General features: G+C 59.9%; 21 protein-coding genes, 3 pseudogenes and 1 riboswitch. Of the genes and pseudogenes, 10 read left to right on the top strand and 14 right to left on the bottom strand.

The window, feature by feature from the left end; all coding sequences use genetic code 11:
• Nucleotides 1-133 precede the first annotated feature (133 nt).
• A riboswitch (cobalamin riboswitch) is annotated at nucleotides 134-332 on the top strand.
• Nucleotides 333-642: 310 nt separating this feature from the next.
• The gene (locus tag WOC76_RS21930; protein WP_341103338.1) at nucleotides 643-1,839 is read left to right on the top strand and encodes an adenosylcobinamide amidohydrolase; all 1,197 of its coding nucleotides are present in this window, start codon (nucleotides 643-645) and stop codon (nucleotides 1,837-1,839) included.
• 291 nt (nucleotides 1,840-2,130) lie between these two features.
• On the top strand, nucleotides 2,131-2,496 hold the full coding sequence (locus tag WOC76_RS21935; RefSeq protein ID WP_341103341.1) for a TfoX/Sxy family protein: 366 nt from the start codon (nucleotides 2,131-2,133) through the stop codon (nucleotides 2,494-2,496).
• Here the strand turns inward: WOC76_RS21935 and WOC76_RS21940 are convergent.
• Both WOC76_RS21940 and WOC76_RS21945 read right to left on the bottom strand, forming a co-directional pair.
• A complete protein-coding gene (locus WOC76_RS21940) occupies nucleotides 2,438-2,608 on the bottom strand; it encodes a hypothetical protein (RefSeq protein WP_341103344.1) in 171 nt (56 codons plus the stop codon). The two genes, WOC76_RS21935 and WOC76_RS21940, sit on opposite strands and share 59 nt — an antisense overlap.
• Before the next feature lie 41 nt (nucleotides 2,609-2,649).
• Nucleotides 2,650-2,721: pseudogene (locus tag WOC76_RS21945) on the bottom strand (multicopper oxidase domain-containing protein); the annotation flags it as partial.
• 295 nt (nucleotides 2,722-3,016) lie between these two features.
• Here WOC76_RS21945 and WOC76_RS21950 point away from each other — a divergent pair.
• Together WOC76_RS21950 and WOC76_RS21955 are read left to right on the top strand one after the other, a co-directional pair.
• A complete protein-coding gene (locus WOC76_RS21950) occupies nucleotides 3,017-3,436 on the top strand; it encodes a response regulator (RefSeq protein ID WP_341103347.1) in 420 nt (139 codons plus the stop codon).
• 110 nt (nucleotides 3,437-3,546) lie between these two features.
• The gene (locus tag WOC76_RS21955) at nucleotides 3,547-4,638 is read left to right on the top strand and encodes a two-component system sensor histidine kinase NtrB (RefSeq protein ID WP_341390207.1); all 1,092 of its coding nucleotides are present in this window, start codon (nucleotides 3,547-3,549) and stop codon (nucleotides 4,636-4,638) included.
• An 85-nt stretch (nucleotides 4,639-4,723) separates the two neighbouring features.
• Here WOC76_RS21955 and WOC76_RS21960 read toward each other — a convergent pair whose 3' ends face one another.
• The 5 genes and pseudogenes from WOC76_RS21960 to WOC76_RS21975 form a co-directional block, all read right to left on the bottom strand.
• Nucleotides 4,724-4,921, bottom strand: a complete 198-nt coding sequence (locus WOC76_RS21960) for a DUF3768 domain-containing protein (RefSeq protein WP_341103350.1) — start codon at nucleotides 4,919-4,921, stop codon at nucleotides 4,724-4,726.
• A 305-nt stretch (nucleotides 4,922-5,226) separates the two neighbouring features.
• Nucleotides 5,227-5,778 carry a hypothetical protein gene (locus tag WOC76_RS21965; RefSeq protein WP_341431589.1) on the bottom strand — a complete coding sequence of 184 codons (552 nt, stop codon included), beginning with the start codon at nucleotides 5,776-5,778 and terminating at the stop codon, nucleotides 5,227-5,229.
• Nucleotides 5,779-7,050: 1,272 nt separating this feature from the next.
• On the bottom strand, nucleotides 7,051-7,569 hold the full coding sequence (locus WOC76_RS21970) for a zincin-like metallopeptidase domain-containing protein (protein ID WP_445730590.1): 519 nt from the start codon (nucleotides 7,567-7,569) through the stop codon (nucleotides 7,051-7,053).
• A 36-nt stretch (nucleotides 7,570-7,605) separates the two neighbouring features.
• A pseudogene (locus WOC76_RS24435) lies at nucleotides 7,606-7,895 on the bottom strand (ArdC-like ssDNA-binding domain-containing protein); the annotation flags it as partial.
• Between the two features lie 137 nt (nucleotides 7,896-8,032).
• Nucleotides 8,033-8,239, bottom strand: a complete 207-nt coding sequence (locus WOC76_RS21975; protein WP_341103356.1) for a hypothetical protein — start codon at nucleotides 8,237-8,239, stop codon at nucleotides 8,033-8,035.
• Nucleotides 8,240-8,416: 177 nt separating this feature from the next.
• Between WOC76_RS21975 and WOC76_RS21980 the strand changes: the two genes are divergently transcribed.
• Nucleotides 8,417-8,626 (top strand): hypothetical protein, encoded by a 210-nt coding sequence (locus WOC76_RS21980; RefSeq protein ID WP_341103359.1) that lies wholly within the window; start codon nucleotides 8,417-8,419, stop codon nucleotides 8,624-8,626.
• Nucleotides 8,627-8,770: 144 nt separating this feature from the next.
• On the opposite strand, the gene WOC76_RS21985 is transcribed toward WOC76_RS21980, so the two are convergent.
• A complete protein-coding gene (locus WOC76_RS21985) occupies nucleotides 8,771-9,079 on the bottom strand; it encodes a hypothetical protein (protein ID WP_341103362.1) in 309 nt (102 codons plus the stop codon).
• A gap of 219 nt (nucleotides 9,080-9,298) precedes the next feature.
• Here WOC76_RS21985 and WOC76_RS21990 point away from each other — a divergent pair, with 219 nt between their 5' ends.
• Nucleotides 9,299-9,652, top strand: a complete 354-nt coding sequence (locus tag WOC76_RS21990) for a hypothetical protein (protein WP_341103364.1) — start codon at nucleotides 9,299-9,301, stop codon at nucleotides 9,650-9,652.
• A gap of 19 nt (nucleotides 9,653-9,671) precedes the next feature.
• Nucleotides 9,672-10,010 (top strand): hypothetical protein, encoded by a 339-nt coding sequence (locus tag WOC76_RS21995; protein WP_445730585.1) that lies wholly within the window; start codon nucleotides 9,672-9,674, stop codon nucleotides 10,008-10,010.
• Nucleotides 10,011-10,396: 386 nt separating this feature from the next.
• On the opposite strand, the gene WOC76_RS22000 is transcribed toward WOC76_RS21995, so the two are convergent.
• The 4 genes from WOC76_RS22000 to WOC76_RS22015 all read right to left on the bottom strand — a co-directional run bounded on the left by WOC76_RS22000 (nucleotide 10,397) and on the right by WOC76_RS22015 (nucleotide 14,526).
• Nucleotides 10,397-10,753: a hypothetical protein gene (locus tag WOC76_RS22000; RefSeq protein ID WP_341103366.1), complete on the bottom strand. Its 357-nt coding sequence runs from the start codon at nucleotides 10,751-10,753 to the stop codon at nucleotides 10,397-10,399.
• Between the two features lie 488 nt (nucleotides 10,754-11,241).
• Nucleotides 11,242-11,475: a hypothetical protein gene (locus WOC76_RS22005; RefSeq protein WP_341103368.1), complete on the bottom strand. Its 234-nt coding sequence runs from the start codon at nucleotides 11,473-11,475 to the stop codon at nucleotides 11,242-11,244.
• Nucleotides 11,476-11,673: 198 nt separating this feature from the next.
• Nucleotides 11,674-13,770 carry a SulP family inorganic anion transporter gene (locus WOC76_RS22010; RefSeq protein WP_341390201.1) on the bottom strand — a complete coding sequence of 699 codons (2,097 nt, stop codon included), beginning with the start codon at nucleotides 13,768-13,770 and terminating at the stop codon, nucleotides 11,674-11,676.
• A 42-nt stretch (nucleotides 13,771-13,812) separates the two neighbouring features.
• Nucleotides 13,813-14,526: an MgtC/SapB family protein gene (locus WOC76_RS22015; RefSeq protein WP_341431590.1), complete on the bottom strand. Its 714-nt coding sequence runs from the start codon at nucleotides 14,524-14,526 to the stop codon at nucleotides 13,813-13,815.
• Between the two features lie 958 nt (nucleotides 14,527-15,484).
• Between WOC76_RS22015 and WOC76_RS22020 the strand changes: the two are divergent.
• Nucleotides 15,485-16,934 (top strand): annotated as a pseudogene (locus tag WOC76_RS22020) (NRAMP family divalent metal transporter).
• A 162-nt stretch (nucleotides 16,935-17,096) separates the two neighbouring features.
• Entirely contained in the window at nucleotides 17,097-17,816 is a 720-nt protein-coding gene (locus tag WOC76_RS22025) for a hypothetical protein (RefSeq protein WP_341103378.1), read from the top strand.
• Between the two features lie 28 nt (nucleotides 17,817-17,844).
• Here WOC76_RS22025 and WOC76_RS22030 read toward each other — a convergent pair whose 3' ends face one another.
• Complete coding sequence (locus WOC76_RS22030) at nucleotides 17,845-18,228, bottom strand: hypothetical protein (protein WP_341103380.1); 384 nt, start codon at nucleotides 18,226-18,228, stop codon at nucleotides 17,845-17,847.
• 233 nt (nucleotides 18,229-18,461) lie between these two features.
• Nucleotides 18,462-18,680 (bottom strand): hypothetical protein, encoded by a 219-nt coding sequence (locus tag WOC76_RS22035; RefSeq protein ID WP_341103382.1) that lies wholly within the window; start codon nucleotides 18,678-18,680, stop codon nucleotides 18,462-18,464.
• A gap of 576 nt (nucleotides 18,681-19,256) precedes the next feature.
• Here WOC76_RS22035 and WOC76_RS22040 point away from each other — a divergent pair.
• Nucleotides 19,257-19,928: an IS6 family transposase gene (locus WOC76_RS22040; protein ID WP_341103384.1), complete on the top strand. Its 672-nt coding sequence runs from the start codon at nucleotides 19,257-19,259 to the stop codon at nucleotides 19,926-19,928.
• Nucleotides 19,929-20,330 lie beyond the last annotated feature (402 nt).

Below are 20,330 nucleotides of genomic sequence, written 5' to 3' on the forward strand. Positions count from 1 at the left end.
TCACTTCGACCCGGCGACATTCTCGTCCCCGACCAGGTGTGATCCTGCTGATCAAGGCGCGGGCGTGCGTATAAAAGGTCGTTTAATTGAGAACGGACATCCCTAGGTATTGACATTCCCCCGACATTTACCTCTAGATATTGTCGTTCACGGTCTCTGGACTCGCGTCCGGAGCTAAGAGGGAATCCGGTGAGCCGCAAGGCGAATCCGGGGCTGCCCCCGCAACTGTAAGCGGCGAGCGCGATCAAAAAGCCACTGGCGCGAAAGCGCCGGGAAGGATGATCCCGCAGCGACCCACAAGCCAGGAGACCTGCCGCGAACGCAGAATCGTCCACGGGCGGGGCGCCCGGAGGCCGCTTGCGGGTTCTGCACGCGTGAAGTCGCAGGACGGCGCTAGCCGCTTCCCATGTCCTGTCCTCAACGCGAGCGGGGCATCGCATGACGCAGGCGGCGTTCGATTTCGACAAAAACGGCCATCTCGAGCTATTTCAGGGGCAAAGGCGCCCGCGCGCCCCGCGGGGAAGCTCGGAGGCCGGTGTCTAGGCGGCCTTCGATCGAGCAAACGCGCGAAGCGCCAATTGACCGCGGTTCCTCGCAGTTGCAGAAAACCGGTGCATCAATGACAAGCTGTAAGAGATCGTGATGCTGTTGAAGACGTTTTTCGAATCCGTTGAGCTGCACCGGGATGACAAGTTTGTCAGCCTACGGTTTCGCCGTCCCTTCAAGGTGCTCTCGACCTCCGCCTCAAACGGAGGTCTCGCCGATGACCTCGATATCGTGTTCAATCATCAATGCTGTGAAGCCATGGGGCACGAGATGCACCAACTCATGAAGGCTCACCGCCACCCCGCAATATACGACTCCCTCCTATTGACCGAACACGATCTTGCCGCCGCCACTGCTGCAGGGCTCGGCACCGCGGCGAATATGAATAATCTTTGCATCGCTGAAGAGCAATTTCGCGACCTTGCCGTGGCGGCGATCGCGACCGGCGGCGTCGACGGGAATGCGGCCCGCGCTGGCGATCCGTCGTCCTATTATGAGTTCAGCGGAGTTTTCGAGCGCTTCGGCCCTATTGGGCCCGACCAACATGGAACAATCAACGTTATGCTGGTCATCAACACGCCTGTGTCGGATGGCGCGCTCGTTCGCGCGGTGATGACCGCAACGGAGGCCAAAACGGCCTTGTTGCAGGAGTTGTCGGCGCCCTCGCGGCAATCATCACAGATCGCCACGGGAACTGGCACCGATCAGATTGCCGTGATGGCACCCGCCGATGGACCGCTCGAGCTAACCTCAGCAGGACATCACAGTAAGCTCGGAGAATTAATCGGCCGTACGGTCCATCGCGCCGTCAAAGACACGCTCGCTTTGCAAAACGGTCTCACGCCAATCCGTCAATCTTCCTGCGCCCGATTGCTCGAACGCTTCGGCTGCCAGCCGGACACTTTGTTCGAAGAGATAAGTCGACGCTTGCCGGCTGCAATAGCGGCGCTGGCCCGGCAAAACGACCACGATCTGGACCGCGACCCATTAACTGTAGCAGCGGTTGCAGCTCTTGTTCATCTTCACGACCAGCTGTCCTGGGGTTTGTTGCCACAAGCCTGTTGGCCCGATATCGCCTGCCGACACGGGGCCCACATCGCAATTGCTGTCGCCGGACGAACGGAACGGTATACGGATTATTGTAATCAACTAGCCAGCACCTCCGGAATTTATGAGCCCAGCAATCTTGCAACGCTCGTGGCGACCGCGCTTGCTATGGGATTTATCGACAAATGGGACAAAACCCTCATGCGCCTTGACAACGTCGTGACAACGTCCGGATCAGCCGAATAGCGGGGCATCTCCGAAGTTCCGCGTGCACAAGTATAGTATCGATTTCTGCCTTTTCCTGTCGAACCGACGGGGTGGGGCTTATGGACGCGGCGCGGCTGGGCGACCGTTTCGGGGAATGACTCTCGGCCAACGGCAGGCAGCAAAGATCGGATTCACCGCATTTGATTTAATGCTCTTCCCGTTTTGCCAGGGGCGATCAAAGCGCAAGCAACTCGAAGCAGCGTCATGTTGTGCCTGGGTCGCGACGAAAGCTTCCGCTCAAGTCATGGAGGCCCGGGGGCAGGAGTCGTCATGTCGTCTCGACAAAGCACCCTGGACTACATCGTCGAGCAGATGGCGAAGGCGGGCGTGGTCTCCGCGCGGAAGATGTTCGGGGAATACGGGATCTACTGCGACGGGAAAATGGTCGCCCTCGTCTGGGATGACCAGCTTTTCGTGAAGCAGACTGCTGGGGGACGGGACTTCATCGGCGACGTCACCGAGGGCGCGCCCTACAAGGGAGCGAAGCCCTGCTTCGTCATCTCGCCGGAGGGATGGGACGACCACGAGTGGCTCGCGGATCTGATCCGGATTTCGACGGTCGAGTTGCCGGCTCCGGTCAAAAAGCCCCGAGCAAAGAAAGCGCCTCCTGCGACGTCCAGTCGACCTCGCCGGTGATGTAGCCGGCGGGGCGTCCTTGCCGGTCGATCACATAGGTGATCGGCATGCCGTAGAGGACGAAGGGTGAGCCGTCCGCGGCGGAGCGGGCGCCCGAAAGGGGGCGTGTCATCGCTACTCCTGATCTGGAGAGACTGCATTTACGAGGCCCGTTTACTCCACCGAAAACTCCCGCATCATGCCCATGCCCTCATGCTCGAGGTTGTGGCAGTGATATATGAAGCGACCCTTGAAGTCATGGAAAGGGGAGCGAACTGTTCCTGTTCATCGAAGGGGAGACGCTGCGCAGGTTGAACCCGCTCGATGCGCTGTGGGTGAGTGGGAAGGGGAGAGAGTGCCGGCTCGTAGATTGATGACAGATTAGAAAACGATGTTCGCGCGCCGCTGCGCTACAGGCATAATCGATGTTTGGCTTGGCAGCGTCGAGAATAGTAGGCTGACGCGCTATGTACTCTGCTGGAATGGATGGAGGCTTTTTTTGGGAAGACTATTTGAAGATGGGTGCGCCGGGGCAGGCGATATGGGCACTCAGGCGAATGTCCTCATCATCGAGGACGAACCGATGATCGCAGCGGACCTCACGTATATCGTGGAAGAGCTGGGGCTTCACGTAATTGGCGTGGCGAAGACGAGCGCCGAAGCGGTCGCTCTTGCGAAGCTCGCTTCCGTTAGTCTTGTCTTGAGCGACATGCGGCTCGCTGACGGCAGCTCGGGCGCACGGGCAGTGGAACAGATCCTTCAGGAACAAGTCGCCGCTGTCATTTTCATCACGGGCTGCGCGCACTTGGTGCCGACCTCAATGAGGGAATCGGCATTCGTGATCACAAAGCCATATCGCGAAACGGCCGTTAAGGTGACGATCGAACAGGCGCTATCCCGGCGATGTGACTGTCCTAAGCTTCGCGCGTGCGCCTGTCCGGCTCAGCAGTATCCCGTTTGAGCTTGCGCGCAACCGAGACATGGAAGAAGCTGCTCCCATCGCCTTAAGCTTGGGCGCGACAACTATGGCCGCGCTGGCTTCGAGGTCTGCACGCGCAGATTGAGCCGCCAATGACGATGAGTAAGGATGCCGCCTTTTTAGCCGCTGTCGTCAACGGCGCGCTGGATGGCATTGTCTCGATCGACGAGAGCGGGCGCATCCTCTCCTTCAACCAGGCGGCAAGCAAGCTGTTCGGCTGTGCGCCCGAGGAGGTAATTGGCCAGAGCGTCGCCGTGCTCATGCCGGAGCCGTATCGACGCGAGCACGCGACGTATCTGCGGAACTATCTCACGACCGGAGAGGCGAAGATCATCGGCATCGGCCGACAGGTCGAGGGACGACGCAAGGACGGCTCCCTCTTTCCGATCGATCTCGGCGTCGCCGAGATACAAGTCGACGGCCGCCGCTTCTTTATCGGCTTCATCCACGACTTGAGCGAGCGGCGCAGATTTGAAGCGCATCTGCGAGAACTCCATGCCGACCGACTCGACCTCATGGAGCACATGACGGTTGGACTGGCGCATGAACTGAAACAGCCATTGGCGGTGATCACTGCCTATCTCAATATCCTAAGCCGACGTCTCAAGGAGCAGCACGTCCCCGCGGACATAGGCGATGAGGTAATAACGAAGATTACCGAGCAGGTATTCCGCGTCTCCGATATCGTCGACAACGTGCGCCAGTTCATGACCCACGGCGCGATCGACAAGACGCCGCAACATCTCAACGACGTCGTTCGCACCGCCTGTGAATTTACCGACGCCATCGCGAAAGAGGCGGGAGTGGCGACCACGGTGCGCCTCGATGCAAGAGACGACCTGGTCGTGATTAACAAGGTCCAAATCCAGCAGGTTGTGGTCAATCTCAAGCGCAACGCAATCGAAGCGATGCACGGCTGTCAGCAGCGCGAGATGATCGTGGCGACCCGGTCTATTGAAGGAAACATGATCCGTGTCGATGTGGTCGATACGGGATGCGGCTTGGCGGAAGCCGTCAGATCGAGATTGTTCAAACCGTTTACGACGACCAAACCGCAGGGGCTCGGCGTCGGCCTGTCGATTTCGCGTTCGATCATCGAAGACCATAACGGAAAGCTCTGGGCCGAAGATAGTCCCAGCGGAGGAACCATATTCAGCTTCGTGCTGCCCGTGACGCGCGCATAATACTTCTGAGACCGCGCGCATCCGTCGGGTGGGTTCGAGCCCCTGAACCTGAGTCTCGCGACTCAGGTCGGAAGGGGAGAGACGGTCAGTACTCCTCAGCGAGCATGACGGGCAGCACGCGTGTCGTCACGACAGGGTTCGTCGGATTGGGGGACGCATGGCTGAGATATCGGTCGCAACAGTCGATTTTCCAGAAAATCGTCTTTTCGCCGAAATCGAAGCTGCCGAAGTCGTGTTCGCCGTACGGGTCGTTGTCCTCCGTGAAGGTGTCGAATGTCGCCACCTGGACAAGAATGCGGCCCTGCGCTTCCTCGGGAAGCGCTGCGATCCCTGACGTGACGATAACCGTTCCGCCCAGACCCCGTGCGACGGAAGGTGTCGTTGAGCTCAGCGATGGCGCTCATACGAAAGTGGGTGAGAGTCGGTAAGTCGACCACTTCCGGGGTCGTCCCGGAAGATGCCGCAGCAGGCGCGTGCCGACAAGCGCGCGGTCAACGAGCGCAGCCCTTGGCGGCGCGCGGCGGCCGCGACAATGCGGCGATGACGGGGCGGCCCAGGGCGTGGGAGTATTCTGTGCGCGCGGGCCGATCAGTTCTTCTTCTTCGCGGGCTTCTTCGATTTCTCTCCCTTGGCTTCCTTCTTTGTAACCGCTTTCTTCTTCGTCGGCGGCTTTTCAGGCAACGTCTCGGTGAGCGATTCGATGACTGCGATACCCTCGTCGATTTCCTCGACCCTCCCGACGTGAATGGATTTTTTCCCGGCCGTGATGGTGACGCCACACGCCTCTACCACTGGCGCGAGGTATTTCGCGGCGTCATGGATGATAGCGAGCGCGACAACAGGGGATGTGACTATCTTGAAGAAGTCGTGCCGGGCAGTAGCGATGCTCCAATCCAGATTGCGCCGGCTCTCGTCGAAGCGTCTCTTGCTGGAATGTTCTAAGATCACTTCTTCGGATAGCGCTTGCGCGTGAACTGCGAGGTCGGTGCACAATGCAAGCCGTTCCTCGTGCCGGCGCAGATATTCATTGCTCCCCGCTGTCCGCACCTCCTCGGCTCCTCGTCCCTCAGTGCCGTGTGATTGCTCTGAGTATCCGGAGCCGAACTCGATCTCGACGACCGCGCGTTTTCCCTTTGCCATCATGGTGCTCCGTGGACAGGAGGCGTGGAGCGTAATCCGCCGACTGGCGGCGCCGTAAGCCTGGCGAAGAAGATTACCTGGGGTTGTTGTCGGCCTGAAAGGTAAACATTCCTGGCGCATCGCTCAGGAAAAGGAAGCGCCGAGTGATCGGGGCCGGGCTCCGCAAAAAGTGAGAGGCGGCCGCCTCCACGAATGGAAGCGACCGCCTCGCTCGCGTAACTTGAACGCTACCATTATGGTTTGCGCCTTACAAGCGCTCTTGCGAACAAATGCAGAACATGCAATATGTCGCTTATGTCGATCATCGAGAGTAACAAGGTGCCGGTTGATCGATGGACGCTGCGGATTGTTGTCGAGCGTGGGAGTTTGGCGTTCGAGTGCCGGAACTGTCGGCGACTATCCCAGGTCGATGTGCTCGCGTTGATTGAGTAACATGGAGCGGACGGCCTCGAATCGGCCGTCCGTCGGCGGCTGGTATGTCGGCAGTGCGGCGCGAGGAGTCCGCGTGCGCTCGTTTGTCTGCGCGGAGTGCGTGGCGAACGCGCGTCGGCGCCGGTAGCGCCGCGAGCGGGACGGTAGAACAAAGAGTTCCATCGGAGCGTGATTAAATTTTCTTAATGACTTCGTGCGACTGACGCCATCGCAGGTTCACAATGTTCTGATAGGGAAGATGCATTCCTCGGACGGCTCTCCGCCACGCTCGCGCGCAGCTCTTGTTTGTGGCGAAGCAGGCAAACATCGAGCAGTGCGGGGCCAGCACAAAACCAAACGACGAAATATGGTCGCTGTGGGCGGCCGTGGAGGAGTCATTCCCATGATTACTCTCGAAGAATGCGCAGAGTTCGCAGCACTCGAAACATGCGAGCTCTTCACGGGTGCTGTGCTCTCAGCGAGGCATCGATCCCTGCTTTCAAGCTACCTTTCGAATCTGTGGCGTGGCCCTGCCGCGGTGCGCAAGATGATTGTCTCGGACATTCGGGCGGCAATTGATTTAGGCGCACCGAAGTATGCTGCTGATCTCGTTCTCGTGCTCCGGTTGTTCCTTTCCAAACATCCGGAAGCGCGAATCCAGCGAATAATTGGCTGGAAACCTGCTACGTATCCAACGCGCCGCTTCGACCCTGATTGTCGACCCGCCGTTCGCTCATTATCTGAGGCGAATTGTCGGAGAGCTATGTAACGTATGAGTGTCTGCGTCGCGTATTGTGCGTACCACAAAAAAGCGAGCCCGCAGGAGATGCGGGCTCGCGGTTTTATAGGCGGGTCGCTTGTTCATGCCGCCTCGTCTACTTTTTCTGAGAACGAGCGCACGTAGTCGGCTGCGGCGCTCGCCTTTGATGCGGCGGTGAAGATCGCACGGCCGTCCTCCTTCAAAAGCGACAACCAGCTGGCGATGTACTCGGCATGGCGGAGTTGCCCCTGCACCCCGAGATGAGCGCACAGAAACGCTGCACCCAGTTCGGCAACGAGCTCCTCGGCCGCATATGCCTTCGTCCCGAAGCGATTCTTCAGGTCGCGCTTGAGGCGCGTCTCGTTGCCGCTCCAGTCGACGAGCTCATGCAGCTTCGTCGCATCGAAGTGCTCGGGGGACGCAAAATCGCTCGGATTCGGTAGGGCTATGAAATCCCGAGAGAGGACATAGCAGACGCAATCGCCGCCGTGGCGGATGTCTGCGCCAGTTGCCGATACAAAGCCGTCGGTTGCTCCAGGCGGTGGCGGCTCCGGCGTCGCCAGGAGCGCCTCGATGCCTTCGACTCGCGCGACATTGAAGACGGTGAAGGCGCGCAGCATGGAAATCTGTCGCGCCCCGTCGTCATCGTCAGTCACGCTGATGTGCTTCGTGAAGACGATCTGCGTGCCTTTCTCGCCCTTCTTTACATGGCCGCCGGCGTCGAGCGCCTGTTTGAAGGTGAGCCAGGCGTTGGTAGCGAAGCCGTGGATCCGTGCCACAAGATGGGGACATTGATGCCGCGATAGTGATGTCCGGTGATCGCGTTGGCCGGCATGATGCCGACGCTCTTGCCGCTTTTCCACGGCTTGCCCCAGGGTGCGGTTCCTTGATCGAGTTCGGCGATGATGGACTTTGTGACGTTCTCGTAGACGGCGGCTATGTTCATGGCCGCCTCCGTGTCAATAAACGTATCATTGTTACGCTCCTCCTCGCTATCGACGCGCGGAACCGTGCGTCGAATAGAGAGGGGGAGGCCTCAATGTATTGTAGCGCGTACCGAGGGTGAACTTTCTTGCGCGCCGGTTAGAAGAGTGCGCCGGCGCGGTGTAGGAGTGAACCGACCCACAGCACTAGCGCAAGGTAATAGAGCGCCCAGCCTTCCGCTGGCGGGAACCACCGTGACATTGTACGAAAGTGCTGCAAGTACCAGTCACGCCCGAAGTAGACCATGAGGTTCGCGCCGACGGCGTCGATGAGGAGGAGAAAGAAGACGACCACTTCGATGCTCATGTCATTACCTTTCGGATCGGCTTCAGAGTATAAAGTAGGCTGGTCATCTCTGGAAACCGTCGACGTGGCCATTTGGCTGCTATTCGCTAGCAAATCATATCGAAGGGGAATCGGATCATGGCGGACAAGAACAAAGTCGGACGAGTCGGCGCGGCATAGCTTGGGGGATGGCATCTCGTGTGGTCGATCCTCGTCGCGACAGGAGTCGGACAAACACTTTATAATTTCATCCTGTGGTCGCATATGATCCAACTGAATATCGTGATTGGGCCGTTCAATCTGGCCGCTGCCGCGACGCTTGTCGTGCTAACGGCCGCATTCGGCTATGTAATCGGCTACACTGGCGCATGGATCTGGAATCGTGTGCTCCCGGAAAGTCGGGCATAGCTGGCGTCCGCGTGCGTGAGGACACTTGCGTCCAAGCGCTCCGAGATGGAAGAACGACTCTTCGATAGCCGTTACAGGCTGACGGCCTGGTGTTGACAGACCGCCACTTTCATTGCCTGAGTTTATAAGCCGGATTGCCTGCGGTCAGTAATAGGCGACGCATACTTGACGGCCGTAATTGTCCCAGCCCCACTGAGCACAAGCAGGGGGTGGGGGAGGAGGTGGTGGATAGGAGGGAGCGGTCGCCGCACCCAGCGCGGCGCCTGACGCCGCGCCGATCGCCGCTCCTGCAAGCGTGCCGGTAGTCGACCCGCCGGAGACGGCTGCGCCAATCCCGGCACCCCCAAGGCCGCCTATGAATCCTCCGCCAACCGCGCGCTCGCCAGGGGAGTAACAACCTGAAAGAAGGAAGGCGGCGGCCCCCGCCACCGTAATGAAGATGGTCTTTTTCATTGGATGTCCCCGTAGCCCCAGTCCCAAAACGCCAGAAGCTCGCTTGAGTGGATGCGCAAGTTTCTGAACAAGGCACTAACGGCATAAGGCCGCCAAACGGATCAAGATGGGAGGGTCGCGGCCTCCATGTTTTCGATCCGCGGACTCATTCAACGGCTGTTCAGAGACAGGGGAGCAACCTCCTCATGCTTGTTCATGGATCCATCGGGGAGAGGTCCGATGAAAACGACATTGAAATTTGGTTGCCTGTTCGCGCTGGCCGTTGGCGGCGCAATCGCAATGGCTGAGGCCTCGATCGCAATGCCCGTCGATGCCGGGACGACTCCCAACAGCATACAGCGCGCTGACTGGACATGCGGGCTAGGTTGGCACGTGGATGGCTGGGGACAGTGCCAGCAGAACGACTGGGGTGGCGGCTACGGATGCGGGTACAACGGCTGGGGCGGTAGCTGGAACGGTTATGGCTCGCGAGGCTCTGGATATGGCGGCTATCCTGCGTGGCAAGGCGGCGGATACTATGCTCGTCCAGTGTGGCACCGCCGTTGGGATGATGATGACGACGACAACGATTGAGGCGGAAAAATTTTAGCCTGTGATGGAGATCGCAACGGATGCGCTGCTTGTGGGCGGCGTGCCGGCAGAGAGAATTCTGCACGAACGCTTCGATTACGCGCCGTCCCTGGTCTTGACCGAATTTGCGACAAGCCAATACGCATTGCTCACCTCGGTCTGCGCCTTGCCGGGCAGCCTGCTTGCCGGCACTTCGGGTTTTATCATCAAAGAGACAGGCTTCGCGTCCTTTTTCGTCGGCACATCGCTTATGGGGCTACCGGGCGCGCTCCTCGCCTGGTGGATCTGGCGCGTTCAGGAGCGCCTAGGCCGCGACCTGCCCGTGGAGACGAGCCCCGAGCGCGTGGTGGAGACGGATTGAGAAGGGCGCATTCCCCTCCCCGCGATCCTCTAATCCCGGAAGTCTCGTACCTCCGACGCCGTGGATGCTCTGCGAGGCATGCCATTGCTGCGCGGTCCCGAGTCCTGACCAAGAAGGAGAACGGCTTGTGGAGGGCCCGATCATCCAAGGCGTCTTACGGTCGCCGCCATCGTTCGACTGCGATCCCGATGAATGGGGGCTAGCAGGCGTGCGGCTGAAATCCGCCGCGCCTCGACTGTCTCCGGCAGCTCCGGATTGCTCGCCAAAAGGTTTTCCGAAGAAAAGAGAGCGAGAGCCGCTCACGCAGATGTGAACGACTCTCGCTTTGCGCGCCTTGTTTTCGGGAGGGGATAAGGGGCGCACATATCTCGTTCAATTACCTCGTCTCAGTCGTCGTAATCGTAATAGTCGACGTGATGGTGGCGAGGGTAGCCATAACCATATCCATAGCCGACCCCGTAACCATAGGCCGGGGCAGATCGATAAGGCGCATACCCATAGCCATAACCATTGCCGAAGCCAGCTCCATAGCCGTAGTGAGAGCCGTAGCCGTAGTGGGACGTGTAGCTAGGCTGGCTCGCCAAAGCGCCAACAGCAGCGCCGAGCGCCATGCCGCCGATGATCGCGCCCGCGATCGCAGCGCCGTTGTTGTTGCCATAATACCAGGCCGAGGCTGGCGTGGTTGTCGTTGTTCCAGCCAGCAGGGCGCCAATCGCAGCGGCGGTGATGGATCTGCGAAGCATCCTCATCGATTCCCTCATGAAGCGAGAACCTCATCAACGCCCCTATTGAGCGCCAGCGAACCTGAATGGGAGGTGAAGGGAGCGCGGGCGCAGGCTGCGAGCCATGAAGCCGTTTCCCAAAGACACACAAACTGGCGCGATTGATAAACTAAACTGGCGTCGGTCATGATTAGCAGGGGCCGAAGTACGAATTGCGGCTTGGACGTTTCGAGGGCGATAGTCGCTGGGCTGGCGGGGTTTCCGCGGGCATCGCGGCTAGCTGAGCATTCCCCAACGACGCCAGCCCCGAGACTCTGTCGCTGAGAGAAGAACCCCATTCAAAACCCATCGGTCACGACGTTAATCAAGGCACGCTTTTGGCACACGCAATTGGGACGAGGTGAGATTAGGTGAGATTGCGACCGCGCATCGGTCAAGTGAAATCCCATCAATAAGCGGGCGCGGGAGCGGGGCTCGCCCGTCTCCTGCGCCTTCGAAATTCAGGCAGGTTACTTGACTTCTTTAGACTCGCCTGCTTCCAAGCCTTCCTTTTTCTCGTGGTGCGCTTTCTCGTGCTTGCCATGCTCTTTGTGAGTTTCGCTCATTTCCGACTTCGCGGTTTCCGCCTTGATATTTTCCGGTTTGGTTGCGCTTTCAGCGCGAGCCTGCGACATAGAAATAGCCGAGCCGAGCGTCATGGCGGCAGCAAAACCAAATGCGAGAGTAAGTAGGCGTATATTCATTGCGAACCTCCAGTGGCCATAACCGAACCTGGCCTCGTGACTTTCTTAGAAGGAATGGTTTGAACTGGAGATGAATAGAACAAGGCGCTGTCACTTCCATGTGTGGCGCAGCTCGAAGGCCACTCCTTCACACTCGACGATAGGAATGTCTCCCTCGCATCCAAAATGACCGTGGCTGCCGAAGCGGCCCGGGCGCATTCAACGGATCTTTGCCGGCTTCTTTATATGTGCCGTCGGATGCGCCGGGGCCGGCTTCACAGAGGGCGGTGATGCAATGGGAGCGGGGATTTCAGGTCCGGGCGTGGGGCCGGGAGTGGCGGGCGATGCGGAGGGGCTTTGCTCCCTAGCACGGTCCAGTTCCGGTAGCGCCGTCGGGGCTTGCGTGGAGGGCCGCGTGTCTTCGTGTTGTATCGGTCGCGCGTTCCATCCGGCATAAATTGCATAGGCGATGGCGCAAAACAGCGCGCCAGCTATGAGAAAAGCCGTTATCGACGCATTTCTCGAAGGCATCCTGGCGTTCGTGCCCGATCGCGCGGACGTCTCCCCATGCCGTGATGAGAGATTTGGTGGAGAAGGTTCTGGCGGCACTTCTGCATGCTCGAGGCGAGAAACCAGGGCGTTCGCTCGACTCCTTTGCGGCGCCGACGGCAGGCTTGGATCGAGCGCCCGAATCGCCTCTTCAACGCTGTGATAGAGGCGATCGGCTCCAAGGGCGTCCTTGACGCCAAACCGGTCAAATGCGTCCTGTGCGCGCACCGACTCGAGCCGCGCAATCGCAAAGTCGACGCCGCGCCGGTGACAGTTTGCGATCTCTTCACGCACCATGAGCGCCGCTGAATAATCGATTTCTGCAACGCTATTCGCTTCGACCACAACCAGCTTGAGACCACTGCCGGCGGTCGCAACCGCTGTCGCCAGGTCATGGCGAAAGAGCTCCATGTTGATAAAGGACAGCGGCGCCTGGAACGCAACGACCAATACGCCTCGTACGCGCTCGCCCATGGAGCCCGCGCTTCTCGGCCACCAGATGGTCGTGCCGGGGATCCGCTCGAGCTCCACCATCCGCGTCCGAGTCGTAATCCACATGCTGTGAAGCAGCGACAGGATGATCGCGAGCCCGACTCCCGTCTGCAGCGGCAGCAACGTTACAGTCAGCATCGTGACGACCACGAGTCCGAACTCAGTGCGCGTTGCGCGGAAGATTGCGATCATGTCACGCCAGCGGAAAATGCGGCCAGCGATAAACATCAGCACGGCGGCGAGCGCCGCAGTCGGCGCTTTCGCGATAAGGGCGTCGCCATAGAACAGGATGGCGGCCACGATCACGGCGGCGAAAACGCCACATAACTTGCTCGCCCCGCCGCACTCGACGACGAGCGCTGTGCGCGGCGGGCTGGCGTTGAGGGGAAAGGCTCCGCACACGCCCGCGAGCACGCTACCGGCGCCGACCCCAAGGAAGTCACGGTCTATGTCGGGCGCAACGCCCTTCGCAGGGAAAGCTCGTGACGTCGCAGCTGTCTGCACCATCACGACGAGCGAGACGATGACGGCGAGTCCGAAAACATGCGTCACATCGTCCGGGCTGAAGGCCGGAACCTCTATATGCGGCGCAGCATGGGAAATATCGCCAAGTACCCCCACGCCTTTCGCAGTCAAGTCAAAATGCTCGACTGCCCAGCCGGCGCCGACCAAACCGATGAGCGCGCCGGGGATACGGGGATTCATCCGCTCCGTCGCGACGATGAGGACGAGACAGAGGACGGCAAGGAGGGTCGTCGGCCCGTTAAGGCGGCTCACCCCATGCGCAAGCGCAAGGATCCGCGCCGGCACGCCGCCCTCGACCGGCGGCAGGCCGAGGAAGGCAGGGGCTTGCGACAATGCGATATGAACGGAGACGCCGGCCAGGAAGCCGGTGAGCACGGGAATCGATAAAAGATCCGAAATCCAGCCCGCGCGCAGCAGAGAGGCCGAGATCAGCGTCCCCCCAACAAGGAGCGCGAGAAGGCCGGCGAGCGCGGCGTAATGCGGCGTTCCAGAGACGGCGAGCAGCGCCAGCGCGCCGGCAAAAATCGGCGCGATGGTCGAGTCCGCGCCAACGGAGACAGTCCGGCTCGACCCGAAAATGGAAAAGGCCAGCGATCCCGCGATGAATGCGATGAAGCCCACATGGGGTGGAAAGCCCGCCAGCCGGGCATTGCCCATCTGTTCGGGAACAGCGACCGCGGCGAGCGTAAAACCCGCGACGAGGTCGCTCCGCCAGTCGACGCCGCGGAACATTCCTGGAAGTCTGTGCACAGTCAGTCCATTTCCGGTTTGGGCCAGACGGGGGCGGAAGGATCAGTCGCTTGCACGGCTCGACCACGCAGCGTGGCTGATCTCCGCGCTCTGTTCAAGGTCGCGAAGAACCGCATCGAGTTCATCGGCCACGACACTCGTTGGCGAAAGGGTTGCAACCAACTCCAATCCGCCTTCGCGTTCGAATTCCTCGATTCGCCGAACAGGGTAACCTGCCGCTTCGAGCTTTTCGTAGAGCAGGTCGCGAACTGCATCGCGCTCCCACTCGGAGACCGCCAGACGCACCTCAAAGGTCGCTTCGGTTGCGCTTGCGTCGATCGGCCGCCGTTCTATGAAGGCGACCAAGGGGCGCAGGAATGTGTTTCCGGCAAGGACGAACAAAGCGAGCAGGATCGCTTCCACTTCATGGTCGGCGCCGGCGTATCCCCCCGTCACGGCCGAACACCAAAGCGTAGCGGCCGTGTTCAAACCCCGAATATTCGCGCCCTCCTTCAGAATGACGCCGGCGCCCAGGAAGCCGACGCCGGAAGCCACGTAAGCGAGGACCCGCGTCGCGCCCTCGTTGCCGGTCAACCGCATGCCAAGATCGACGAAGGCCGAGGCTCCCAGAGCGACGAGCGCATTCGTTCTCAAACCCGCATTGCGCTGGCGATACTGGCGCTCGGCGCCGATAATCGCGCCAAGCAGCAGGGCAACGAAGAGGGACAAAAATGTGTTGAGGAACTCATCGGGATCCCAGTGCAACAGAGCGGCCATAACGCCCTCCAAAACACGAGACGGATCTGGGTTAGCTTGAACCCGACCTTCGTGTCTGTCCCAAGATTACAAGTTTTTAAGGCGCCTGCGGGACCCTTTGTTTCCGCTTGACAAGCGACTGAACAAGGACGATTTCAACCAAAGACGCCGGCGACTTTCGCCGCCAGCGGCGTCGGGAACCAACGAAAGACACATGGGCTGTAGCAGCTTCGGCGACCCGCTCGCGGCGATGTTCGCGCGCTTGACGCCATTCGAAATCGAACCCACGCGCGGCCTCTCAGGCTGCGTGAGAGGCGACGCGAGAGCCTAGCTCCTGCCTGCCGCTCATGCTCCGGGCCGCGGACCTAACCGGCTAAGGAGATGAGCGATGAACAAGCTCATAACGACTTTCTTTGCGCCACGCCCGGCGCGGCCAACCGCCGCCTCGGCGCACTGTGCCGCTGAGCGGGACAGAGTCGGGCGCCGCGAGCGGTTGATCAGCGTCTGGACGCCCGATCCAGAAACAGGCCGCCTGGTCTGCACCTGGCGCCGGCCAACGGAAGAGGGGAACTCCCCGGCGGCGGTCGCCGGGGAACCTCCCCCAGCCTTCCAGATGGCGGCGTAAAGGGAATACCTCATGCATAGCGACGGCCCGAGCAGGCCCACTGGCGCGTTCAAAGACCCGCCGATGGGCGCGCCATGCCCCCTATTGCAAATCACACCGGTCTCAAGAGCGCGGGCGCGCGCAAGTTGAAGGTCACGGCCTTCAAAAGCTCGCCCCGTGCCCGAAAAGAGGCGAGCCATGACGTTGCATCTCAAACCTTCCGAGACGACACGCAGCGCCGTTCTGAACGAAGCGCATGGGGGTCAGATTCGCGGCGCCCCCGGCACGATCTCGCCTGAGGATCAGGGCCATTACGGGACCTGGAAGCGCCGATGGCAGACTTTGCTTGCCATCCTCGACCCCGGCCTGATCGTCATGGTCGGCGATAATGATGCGGGCGCATTCGGGACCTACACCCAGGCCGGTCAGAATTACGGAACCACGCTTCTGTGGACGCTCCTGCTGCTCGTCCCGGTCCTTTACGTGAATCAGGAGATGGTCCTGCGCCTCGGCGCCGTGACAGGCGTCGGCCATGCGCGGTTGATCCTGGAACGTTTTGGTAAGTTCTGGGGCACCTTCAGCGTCCTTGATCTCGTCCTGCTCAACGCGCTCACGATCGTCACGGAGTTCATTGGCGTCTCCTTCGCTCTCTCTTACCTGGGCGTTTCCAAGGAGTTCGGCGTCGCCATCTCAGCCGCGGTGATCATGGGCGCGGTCAGCACGGGAGACTTTCGCCGCTTCGAGCGTTTCGCGCTGGCTCTTTGCGCGGGGAGCCTTCTCCTCGTCCCGGTCTTTCTGATGGTTCATCCGCCCTTGACCGAGATCGCCCGCAATATGCTCGTCGTGCAGCTTCCCAAAGGCGCGAAGCTGAACGAGGTCATGCTGCTGATTATCGCGATCGTAGGGACGACGATTGCCCCTTGGCAGCTGTTTTTCCAGCAAAGCTATGTCATCGACAAGCGCATCACCCCGCGCTTCATCAGCTACGAAAAGATCGACCTTTGGCTCGGGATCATCCTGGTGCTGATCGGCGCGACGGTGATCGTGGCGGTGACCTCAGCGGCTTTCGCGGGAACTCCGGAAGCCGGGCGCTTCGTCGACGCTGGCGACGTCGCGACTGGGCTCGATCACTATGCGGGGCGCTTGCCTGGCGCGCTATTTGCGTTGGCGTTGCTCGACGCAAGCATTATCGGCGCGTCGGCGGTATCGCTTCGGGGACGTGCTGTCGCTGAATCACTCGCTGCACCGCAAGCCCGCTGAAGCAAAGGGCTTCTACGGCGTCTATTTCGCGCTGGTTGCAGTTTCCGCTGGGCTTGTCCTCACCCCCGGGACGCCACTGGGGCTGCTGACGAACGCTGTGCAGACGCTCGCGGGGGTGCTTTTGCCAAGCGCGACCGTTTTTTTGTTGTTGCTCTGCAACGATAAGGCGGTGCTGGGGCCTTGGGTGAATACGCGCGGGATGAACCTTTTCACTGGGGCGGTCATCGCGGTTCTTGTCCTGTTGTCGATCATCTTGACGGTGTCGGTGCTGTTTCCGCAGGCAACTGACGAGCCCGTGATAGTGTCTATGCTCATAGGCGGCGGCGTCGTGACGGTGCTTGCGGCCTTTGCGACCAAGGCTCTTGGCGGCGGGGGGCGCCGCAAGCGCAAGAGCGCCGTGAGGATCCACACATGCGAATCCTGGCGGATGCCGCCATTGGATGAACTGCCGCCCGCCAAGCTTTCCGTCGCCAGTCGAGCCTGGATGGCCGCATTGCGAATCTACCTCGTCGCTGCGGTCGGGCTGGTTCTTGCGCGGATCGTCATGCTCGCCTTCAGGGCCTAAATTAATCACCGCGACGGAGAGGCTCGCCAAAATCGCATCAGATTACTCAAGGCTCGTTCCGATACTATCTTGATGAACGCGCCTGACCTTGTGCCGGAAAATCCATCCGAATTTCACCCTTTTTCCAGCCTATTGTCCGCCTCTTCGCACAAGGAGGCTGAAGTGCGTAAACTGAAATATCGAATGAGCGGCGACGATCTGCGCCCCCGCCGCACGAAACTCGAGATCCCTGGCTGGGCGGGAAGTCCCGAGCGCCGGGCTGACGGATCGCGGGAACAACCTTGGCACTGCATTCCGTTTTCAGAAGCCGCCAAATATGGAATCGAGGTATTCTATCCGTACGAAAATGAACTTGAAGTCCGCCGGGACGGCGGCCGCTTGACGTTTCGGGGCGATTTCGGCCCGCCGCCGGCGCCCGGCCGAAGCTGGCCGCCGTTCAGGAACTTCGGCGACGAATACTACACCTACCAAATCCTCCTCGACCTAAAGCCCGAACCAGGGTTTGCGGTCAAGGTTGAAACCCATCCAAGCTTCTATACGGACGCAAGCGGAACAACGCCCATCGCTGTGCCGGCGCTCATCCGCGAATGGTGGCCGATGCTCTATTTTATCGTCTTCAAGTCACCGGCGGAGGGACACGCTCATGTCTTTCGTCAGCGGACGCCAATAGCACAGTTTTCGATGATCCCCGCCGACCCAGATTTCGAACTTGTTCCGATGACGGAGGAGGAGGCGGCGGAGCGGGAGCTGCAGTCGCGGCGCATTTACGCCAGTAGAGAGACGCTCGGGGCAGACTCGCACTGGCTTTCGACGACAAACACGGTTTTCGATGGAACTTACCGCCACATACATGGCGCTGCGCGAACCGCCGCCGAAGATTGAACCGCGAGCGTAGTCCGCGCAAGGCGCTTCAATAGGGTCGCCAATAATAGTCGTGATGATGATGGTGATGATGGTGGTGGTGGTGGTAGTAAGGACCCCAGCCTTGTCCCCAACCATAGTTATTATGGTGATGATGATGGTACCGCCAGCGCCGCCCGTAATAGTAGTTGTACTGAGGGTAGTAATAGGGGTCGCCGTAATATTGAACCCTCTGCACTTGCGGATCGGGGGCTGGCTCTGCGGCCATAGCCTCGTTCAAAAGCCGGCTTGCGTCAGGTATGGGCTGCAGAAGCTCGCCGTATGAGCTTGGCGCCATCAGATCAGTAAGCGCGCCGGTCGTCGGCGCAGGCACGGCGGCGACCGGGGCCAAAGCCGAGATCGCGCTTACAAGGCCAGCTGCTTTTTTCTTCATGTGCCTTTTCCTGTTCGACCGAACCAGACGGCCTGTTTCCACTCGCAATAGGGCTCAACCATGGCCTACCTCAGAATTTTCCATTTCTACTGAACAGAATCTGAATTTGCGTTTCGCCGGCGGCCGCCGTCGCTCGCGGTTGGGTTTCTCGCCCCCAACGTCGCTTCCGCGCCATCTGTTTGTAGCGTGGATGCCTTCGCAAATTGCCAGCGACGGCCGCAGCATACCGTTTCCTAAATCTCTCCAAAGAGGTTCTCTTCCTCTTCCTGTTCATCGCAGGGGTTCAGGCGGATTGCTGATACAGAATGAACCGCCCGTGCCGGCCGTAGATCGCCCTCGACAATGAGTTCGAACGGCCCTTGGGCGGGATCTAATGAGGTGCCGTCTACGCGATCCGCCACGACGACACGCTCCCGGCGCATCATTGGATCGGTACCCGCGAGATCGAGCACAACTTTATAGCCGTCGGGGCTTCGAGGATTGACATATCGGCAAAGTCCACGCCACGGATCGCCTTGCCAGAGGGAACGCCGATTTTCGTTAGCACGTCGCCGAGCAGCGCGCCCTCGAACACATGCACGGCCCCAAGCCGCCGCGCGTTGATTTTAACACGTGGCAGCGCGTCGAGATCCGCAAGACTCAGGTGGATAGTTGGTTATTAAGCCCCTTGAGCAACAGCCTCCAGGAAGCGTCTTCGGGAGCGGCGACCCCGCTCAAAGCACCAAAAGGCCGAAACTTCGTCTCATGTGGCCTCCCATTCGAACGTTTCAGGTCGCTGTAGGGCAGTTCAACGTGTTTCACTGCAACTCGATTGAATTTTTAAATGATTGTGCTCGCGACGCCATCGCAGGTTCACAATGTCCTGATAGGGAAACCATTATTCCTTCGCGACTTTCAGCCCAGCTCGCGCGCAGCTCTTAATTTGCGGCGGAGCGGGCGAACATCGAGTGGTGGTTCTGTCGCAAATTTTTACTCGGGGGGGCTGGCTTGGGTTATGCTGGCGGGGAGCGAGGCGGACGTATTGCACGATGGTCGATTTCAAGGGCAGTCATTTTGAGCGTGACGTGATCTTGTGGGGCGTACGCTGGTATGTCGCCTACCCGATTAGCTACCGACAGCTTGAGGAGATGATGGAAGAGCGCGGGGTCGAGGTCGACCATTCGACGCTCAATCGCTGGGTCGTCAAATACGCGCCCGAGCTGGACCGTCAGTTCCGTTCCTGCAAGCGTCCGGTCGGCTCCAGCTGGAGGCTGGATGAGACCTATGTGAAGATCAAGGGAACCTGGGAATATCTCTATCGGGCCGTCGATAAAGCGGGCGCCACGGTGGACTTTCTGCTGACGGCCAAGCGGGATCGCAAAGCGGCGTTGCGGTTTCTGCGCCGAGCGATCGATCAAAACGGCGCACCGACGAAGATCACGATCGATAAGAGCGGCGCCAACACCGCGGCAATCGAGAGTTACAACGCGGAGCACAAGGCGGATATCAAAATCCGGCGAAGGAAGTATCTCAACAACATCGTCGAACAGGACCACCGAGCGATCAAGCGGGTGACGCGGCCGTCTCTCGGGTTCAAGTCCTTTCGCTCGGCCGCGGCGACGCTCGCCGGCGTCGAGCTCATGCACATGATCCGAAAGGGGCAGTTGCAAACGACGGGCTACGTGCGCCCAGCGAAGCAGTTCTACGCTCTCGCGGCGTAAGCCTCGAAAACCCTGCTGCCAGAAATCTCGCCCTCGGGCAAAATTTGCGACAGAACCCTCTCGAGAGCATCGCAGCTTCACGCGTCGTCTCGCCGTTTTGTGCCTAGCCGAGACAATCGACGCGATAACTGTTGATGATAAACTTGCCCAACAAGGATGCTTTGTCATCGCTAAGAAAGAACCTCTCAGCGCGAAGCTCGAAGTAGGCAGCCGAAAAGCGATCGCACGCACGGTCAGCCGTACGGTCGACGCATCGCTGTCCGATAACCAGAATGGGCCTATACCACGGGAACTTTTTCACCGCATCTTTAATGATATAGCGCGTCCTTTGCTTGATGCTGCTCTTGCCGCGACACGAGGGCACCGATGACTGGATGGTGGCTGAATGCACTTTCTTTCAAC

It is taken from the genome of Methylocystis sp. IM3, assembly GCF_038070105.1.
GTDB lineage: Bacteria > Pseudomonadota > Alphaproteobacteria > Rhizobiales > Beijerinckiaceae > Methylocystis.